This window comes from Bacteroides sp. UBA939, from assembly GCF_002293435.1.
Lineage (GTDB): Bacteria > Bacteroidota > Bacteroidia > Bacteroidales > Bacteroidaceae > Bacteroides.
In genome coordinates, this window is the sequence record NZ_DBDF01000215.1 from 1 (window position 1) to 7,324 (window position 7,324).

Below are 7,324 nucleotides of genomic sequence, written 5' to 3' on the forward strand. Positions count from 1 at the left end.
CACTAATCACTAAACCCTAATCACTAAAGACTAATCACTAAATAAATACTTATACTAACATATATTACAATCATTTTAAGCAATTACATTATGAAGAAGATTATTTGGAAATTCATGAGCCTTGCCCTTGCTGCAAGCCTGACCTTATTCACCTCGTGTGAAGACAAAGACAATAACGACGACAACGGTGGCGGCGATGACAACAAGTATGAACTGTCGAAAGACATCGAAAGCAATACCGAGCTGGAAGCAGGAAAAACCTATACCCTGAGCGGAGGCATACACGTAAAGAACGGCGCAACGCTGAAAATCCCCGCAGGCGTAACCATCATTGCCAAGTACGACAACGACGTGGACTATATCCTCATTGAACAAGGCGCCAAGATTGACGCCCAGGGAACAGCCAGCAACCCCATCATCATGACTTCCGAAAGAAAAGAGCCGGGAGCCTGGGGCGGTATCCACATCTGCGGAAATGCACACACCAATGTACCGGGCGGAGCAGGCAAGTCTGAAATAGGCGATGCAAACTACGGCGGCAACAATGATGCCGACAACTCCGGTACGCTGCGCTACATACGTCTGGAATACACCGGCTACGCCTTCGACGAAGAGCACGAAGCCAACGGCATAACCTTCTACGGCGTGGGTAGCGGAACCACAGTGGAATACTGCCAGGCCTACATGGGTTCGGACGACGGTTTCGAATTCTTTGGCGGCTCGGTAAACGTGAAGTACCTGGTAGCTACCGACTGTAGCGACGACTCCTTTGACTGGACGGAAGGCTGGAACGGTAAAGGCCAGTTCCTCGTTGCTTATCAAAGTCCTCAAAACGAACTGGGATACAACTGCGACTGCCTCATGGAATGTGACAACAACGGAACAAACTTTGCCGCAACCCCGGTAGCCTGCCCCACACTTGCCAACCTGACACTGATAGGTAACGGCGAAGCTCAACAAGGCATCCGCCTGCGCGCCGGAACAAAGGCGAAAATCTACAATACCATTATAAAAGGTAAAGGCAAGACTCTCACCACCGAAACCAATGAAACAGAAAACAGCCTGATAGACGGTAGCTCCGAACTGCAATACATCACCTTGGCTACCGACATCAACTGCGGTGCAGGCATCTACTCATCTGCCGAGTTCGTCAAAGACGGAAACAATAACACCATCAACTACAGCTTCTCATTCAGAGATTACTACGTAGGCACCATTGCAGGCGGCAAGAATCTCAGCGACAGCTTCTTCACTGCAGCCGCCTACCAGGGCGCAGTACCCGCCAACAACGACTGGACACAAGGCTGGACTCTGAAAAGCGGCGTAGCAGAAGAAGAGCTTGAAGAACTGAAAGGTGAAATATCCGCCAACAAGACCCTCTCGGAAGGAAAGTCTTATTACCTGACCGGAGAGTATAAAGTAAAGAACGGAGCAACCCTCACCATTGAGCCGGGCGTAACCATCATAGCCAAGCACGATGACACAGTAGACTACTTCCTCATTGAACAGGGTGCCAAAATCAATGCTCAAGGTACTGCCGAGAATCCCATCATCCTGACTTCCGAAAAGAAAGAAGCCGGAGCCTGGGGCGGTATCCACATCTGCGGATATGCACACACCAATGTAGCCGGAGGTACCGGTAGTTCCGAAATCGGCGGCGCCGTTTACGGTGGCAATAACGACAACGACAACTCCGGTACACTGAAATACGTCCGCATAGAATATAGTGGATACGCCTTCGACGAAGAGCACGAAGCCAACGGCTTCACCTTCTACGGTGTAGGCAACGGAACCACAGTGGAATACTGCCAGGCTTATCAAGGTTCGGACGACGGTTTTGAATTCTTCGGCGGATCGGTAAACGTGAAGTACTGCGTAGCCACCAGTTGCAGCGACGACTCTTTCGACTGGACGGAAGGCTGGAACGGTAAAGGCCAGTTCCTTGTTGCTTATCAGGAAGCAGCCGGAACGCTGGGATACGATTGCGACTGCCTCATGGAATGTGACAACAACGGAACAAACTTCGCCGCAACTCCGGTAGCCCATCCCATCCTTGCCAACCTGACGCTGATAGGTAACGGCGGCAGCAAACAAGGCGTACGCCTGCGTGCCGGAACTCAAGTGGAACTCTACAATACACTAATCAGCGGCAAAGGCCAGCCCTTGACCGTAGAGACTTCCGAAACAGAGAATTCCCTGAAAGACGGCGTTTCCAAGATTGAATACGTAGCCATCGGCGGAGCATTCTCTTCTGCAGAAAGCATCTACACCGGCGACATGTTTGCCGCCGCAACAGGAAACCTTGCCTCACAAACCCTCACTTGGGAGAACCTTTACGAAGGTACACTTGATGGCGGTAAGGACCTCAGCGCCGACAGTTTCTTCACCAAAGCCGAATACAAAGGCGCAGTGAAGGCGGGCGACACTTGGATTAGCGGTAACTGGATTAAATAATAATCACTCGGATAAATAGCTTCTACAACAACGCCGGGCAGATTCAGAGGAACTGTCCGGCGTTTCCGTTAAGATAAGATTGACTTCCGGAAATCTCCACCGGATGGTGACTGGAACACATACAGGTCGAACTCGGAGATAATAGCCAGCAGGTGATCGAATACATCAGACTGCAAGTCCTCATAAGGTATCCAGGACGTGGTTGAAGAGAAGAAATAAAGTTCCAGCGGTATGCCGCGATCAGTAGGTTGAAGCTGCCGCACCATGCAGGTCAAATCCTGGTTCACGCCCGGATGAGCCTTCAAATAACAATTCATATAAGCGCGGAAAACACCGAGATTCGTCTGGCGACGACCGTTTACAAGGATAGAGTTATCAATGTCACGCTCCTCATTATACTCTTTTATCACTCCTTCTGTCCGTTCGATGTAGTCCGTCAATATATGTATCTTCCGAAACTTAGCCAGCATCTCGGGAGTACAGAACTTCACACTATTCATGTCGATGTTGATGGAACGCTTGATACGTCGCCCGCCACTCTCCTGCATACCGCGCCAGTTCTGGAAAGAGTCGCTCACCAACAGGTAAGGAGGAATGGTGGTGATGGTCTTATCGAAGTTACGAACCTTCACCGTATTCAGCGATACTTCTATCACATCCCCGTCAGCACCGTATTTGGGCATGGTAATCCAGTCGCCCACCTTCAGCATATTGTTGGCAGAGAGTTGTACGCCGGAGACGAAGCCCATAATACTATCCTTGAATACCAGCATCAGCACGGCTGCCGAAGCCCCCAAGCCTGTGAGCAATACACCGGGCGAACGGTCTATCAATATGCTGACAATAATAATGCCTCCCACAAAGTAAAGAATGACTTGCGCCGTCTGCAAGAAGCCTTTCAAGGGGCGGTCGCGAAACTGTTCCTTCTCGCTGTACACGGAATAAACCGCCGTAAGCAGGGAGCTGATAAAACTAAGGAACATGATGATGACGAAGATAAGGCAGAAGCGCTGTATAAGCGCAAGCGTTGCCGAACCGGTGTCGGAGAACGCCAACGGAAGGAGAATATAAATAAGGATAGGCGCCACCATACGGCTGAGGTGTATCATGACCTTGCGGTCGAAAATGATATCATCCCAAGTGGCTTTTGTTTGCTTTACTAAACGCGAAACAATCTTCAACATGATATGCCGGCAAACGGCGTCTGCCAGATAAGCCACAAGGAGTACTCCCAGAAAAGCTATAAATTGATCTAACTGGTCTGCCAACGATTGGCTGAAACCTAACGTTTGAAGTCCTTCATTGATTTGTCGTACAATGCTCATAATGCTAATGGTTAAAGGAGGCATTAAATTAACACTTCAAAGTTAGGAACTCTTAATATAAAACGTGTGGGCTGCTTTCTTTTATTTAAGGTTATTTATGAAAGAAGAATCAGAGACCTTCAGCACATACCCCTTCTTCATCAGCGACTCAATCTGCACAGCCGGGTCGTTACGAAGCGCCTTGCGCAAATAAGTTATCTGCACGTTCAAGGCAAGGGAATTGGCATAAGAAGAAGTTCCCCAGACAGTTGCCAGCAATGCATCCCGTTCTACAGCCAGATTGGGGTGCCGGGCGAGTAAACGAAGAATATCCGCCTGACGGGATGTGATAAGCACTTTGTTATTTCCCGTACGGATTTCATTCGTACTGTAATTGAATACGGACTGACCGAAACAGTACGTCTCTTCCTCTACCGTATCGGAAAGCTGCGACGCAAAACGCTCACGAATACGGGCGATAAGTTCTTCGGGATAGAAAGGTTTGGCAAGGTAATCATTCGCCCGGAGTTGGAAACCTTGCAGGCGGTCGGCTTTGTCACTGCGGTCGGAGAGGAAGAAGATAAGAACATGCTTGTCCGTTTCACGGATGCGTTCGGCTACTTCAAAGCCGTTGCTACCGGGCATATTGATGTCAAGCAATACCAAATCAGGCTTTACGAGCAGGAATTGCTCAAGGGCGATTGTCCCGTTTCCGGCATACGTCACTTCGTAACCTTCTTTTTCAAGGAAGCGTTTCAGTAACATTGAGTACTTCAAATCATCGTCGGCGAAAAGGATCTTTAAAGGTTTCATGAATTAGGGGTTGGTAGTTAGTAGTTAGTAGTTGGTAGTAAGTAGTTGGTAGTTACATTAGTACTGACTTATTGGGGAATATTAATTTCTACCGTCGTTCCTTTGCCTGTCTGGCCACTTAAGGAAACATTTCCATGATGCGCCTCTACGAGCAACTTCACATAACTTAATCCCAACCCAATGCCCGGTAATGAACGGTCGGGAAGATTACTACCCCGGTAGAACTTATCGAACACACGGTTCTGTTCGGAAGCCGGAATGCCGATGCCATCATCGGATACACGGATTGTCAGTTGCTGATCGTGCAACAGGCAATCCACCACAATACGTACCGACGCACCGGAATACTTCACAGCATTCTCTATCAGATTACTGATGATATTAGAGATATGTACCGGATCTGCCGTCACCAGAGTTTCCGCGCTAAACTGAGTATCAATAATAACATCTTTATCTTCAGGCGCATGGTAAATACGGATAAGCTTCTCCAGAGTTTCCTTTATGTCGAACGTACGGACAGTGAGTTGTGTATGTTCATCATCGGCGCGGGTCATGTCGCGCAACTTCGAGAGATAGGCCGAAAGGTTATCCAGTTCGGACATAGAGTCGTGAATTACCTCGTCCATCGCTTTCTCGTCTATTCGCAGAGATTTGTCATTGAGGAAAGCCACGCACATCTTCAAGGCTTGTACCGGGCGCTTCAATTCATGGATCATGGTGTTTACGAAGCTTTTCCGGAGTTCGTCTATACGGTGTTGCTTCAAGATAGTTCTTATCTGAAACAACAGGCACAAACCTAATAAGAATATGAGGCAGATGCTGCCGAACAATTGCCAGCCCATGCGCACAAGTACGGTATGCGGTGAAATCTTCACGGTGACAAGAACCGACTGATGCCTCAAGGGATTATAGGGATAACTTACTTCTATATAGGGATTGAACAGTGTACCTTTCTGTATCAGTTCAGGCATCCACTGGTAAACCGTATCGTTGGAGACCACCAGGCGGGTGGCAAAGTCATGGTTATCCAAACGCATGGCAAGTAACGAATCGAATTGTTGCAAGGTAAACGGTACATCCAGTTCCAGACGATACTGGTTGATAATGATATTCAGGTTGGGGGCAAACTTATCGGACATATTGATTTTGAAGGAGTCCACGAAGAGCACCCGGTCTTTCGGCATGAAATCCGACCATTGCCCGTGGCGCAGGTCTTCTTCTTTATCATCTACCCGGGCGGAGTCGTTGCGCTCTATCCGGAGGGTTTCTATAGCCATATCCGTCCCCATGTTATCCAGGTTTCTACCCTCGAGGACGCCCAGTATCAGTTTATCAATGGTAGTCCGCTCTTCCATGTCTATGAACTTATTCAGTTGGTAGAAGAACATGTTGTTGGTGGTGTTGATACCCTTTTGGGAGTAGCTGGTGTCTTTTGCAGACCGAGGGGTACGGATGGTATCGTATTTCTCCACAGTCCGGAGGATGCGTTCGTAGATATCCTGTATCTGTTCGTCGTTCATATACTGATACTGGTTGCTCAGCCAGTAAGCCTGACCTGCCGTGATAAGCAACATCGCTACAATGGAAAGTATCCATACTATTTTAATCCGTCGTTCCATAATCATTCTTTTTTCGAGTACCGGCAAAGGTAAACGTTAGTCTGCAAATAGAAGTACACGCGAGGCAGATATTATCCGCGGCGTAATATTTCAGTAATAACTTTCAGGGTTGCCCAAAACAAAAACCTCATAGATTTGCAGCACGGGAAAACCCGTAACCAAACGTATAACTCATAAAAAACAAAACGTATGAATGCAAAAACTATTATTCTCAGCCTGTGTGTAGCAACACTGGCCACAACCCAGGCAACGGCGCAATTCACCTTCAGGATGCACACCAACGCTTCGGAGATTCAGAAGGACACCATCGGCGAAGTCCAACTCCTTGTGCAATACGAAACACATTGCATTGCCAACATAGAAAAACCGGAGAACGTAACCGAGGAAACCATGATGTTGGAAACAGGCAAAAACCTTTCCAAATTCTACAGCTACACCCAATACATCTGCGACTCCGTGCTGACGGCAGACTTCGCAAACAATGCATCGCAGGAAATCATGAACGAACACCTGAAACAATATGGCACAAGCAAATTGTCCGAACGTACCTTCAAAGGTTATCCTACAGGGAAAGTAACCACACTCGACGAAATAGCAGGCATGACCCGCCTTCGTTGCGAAGAACCCGAAGAACGTCCACAATGGAAAGTATTGGCGGAAAACGACAGCATTCTATCTTACCTGTGCGTAAAAGCGGAATGCCAATTCAAGGGACGTACCTGGACAGCATGGTTCGCTCCGGAGATTCCTGTCAGTGACGGACCTTGGAAGCTCTACGGATTGCCGGGACTTATACTGAAAGCGGAAGACAGTGAAGGACATTACTCGTTCACAGCAACAGGAATAGAACAGTGTCACACGTACAGACCTGTTATCTTCGACGGAAAAGAGTATGAGCCTGTCAACCGTAAGGCTTACGAAAAAGTACATGAACGTTACTATGCCGACCCGGTGGGCTTTATCGTCGGGAGTATGCCCAACGTTACAATTACCATAAAAGACGAACAGGGCAATAAGGCAAAGAATCCGAAAAACATATCGCATAATCCGTTGGAAAGGAATAAGAAGCTGTTTTGAATTTATTCCTAATTAATTTTATCAGTCTCTTTTAAGTTTGTTTTCGGTCTCTTTTCC

The 7,324-nt window shown here is 47.9% G+C and carries 5 protein-coding genes and 1 pseudogene; 3 read left to right on the plus strand and 3 right to left on the minus strand.

Translation table 11 applies throughout. The features are described from left to right. Nucleotides 1–90 precede the first annotated feature (90 nt). Both B2Z67_RS14075 and B2Z67_RS14080 read left to right on the plus strand, forming a co-directional pair. A pseudogene (locus B2Z67_RS14075) lies at nt 91–1,311 on the plus strand (hypothetical protein); the annotation flags it as partial. Continuing rightward, complete coding sequence (locus B2Z67_RS14080) at nt 1,312–2,454, plus strand: hypothetical protein (RefSeq protein ID WP_291530493.1); 1,143 nt, start codon at nt 1,312–1,314, stop codon at nt 2,452–2,454. A 68-nt stretch (nt 2,455–2,522) separates the two neighbouring features. Here the strand turns inward: B2Z67_RS14080 and B2Z67_RS14085 are convergent, their stop codons facing one another. The 3 genes from B2Z67_RS14085 to B2Z67_RS14095 form a co-directional block, all read right to left on the minus strand. Then, entirely contained in the window at nt 2,523–3,779 is a 1,257-nt protein-coding gene (locus B2Z67_RS14085; RefSeq protein WP_291530473.1) for a mechanosensitive ion channel family protein, read from the minus strand. An 81-nt stretch (nt 3,780–3,860) separates the two neighbouring features. Then, nucleotides 3,861–4,571, minus strand: a complete 711-nt coding sequence (locus tag B2Z67_RS14090) for a response regulator transcription factor (RefSeq protein ID WP_291530474.1) — start codon at nt 4,569–4,571, stop codon at nt 3,861–3,863. A 68-nt stretch (nt 4,572–4,639) separates the two neighbouring features. Next, nucleotides 4,640–6,190, minus strand: a complete 1,551-nt coding sequence (locus tag B2Z67_RS14095) for a sensor histidine kinase (RefSeq protein WP_291530475.1) — start codon at nt 6,188–6,190, stop codon at nt 4,640–4,642. A 189-nt stretch (nt 6,191–6,379) separates the two neighbouring features. Between B2Z67_RS14095 and B2Z67_RS14100 the strand changes: the two genes are divergently transcribed. Further along, nucleotides 6,380–7,267 carry a GLPGLI family protein gene (locus B2Z67_RS14100; RefSeq protein ID WP_291530476.1) on the plus strand — a complete coding sequence of 296 codons (888 nt, stop codon included), beginning with the start codon at nt 6,380–6,382 and terminating at the stop codon, nt 7,265–7,267. Nucleotides 7,268–7,324 lie beyond the last annotated feature (57 nt).

What these genes read in the sequence shown, in the direction of transcription:
- B2Z67_RS14100 (WP_291530476.1), top strand. Translation starts at nt 6,380, where the DNA reads ATGAATGCAAAAACTATTATTCTCAGCCTGTGTGTAGCAACACTGGCC.
- B2Z67_RS14090 (WP_291530474.1), bottom strand. Translation starts at nt 4,571, where the DNA reads ATGAAACCTTTAAAGATCCTTTTCGCCGACGATGATTTGAAGTACTCA.
- B2Z67_RS14095 (WP_291530475.1), bottom strand. Translation starts at nt 6,190, where the DNA reads ATGGAACGACGGATTAAAATAGTATGGATACTTTCCATTGTAGCGATG.
- B2Z67_RS14085 (WP_291530473.1), bottom strand. Translation starts at nt 3,779, where the DNA reads ATGAGCATTGTACGACAAATCAATGAAGGACTTCAAACGTTAGGTTTC.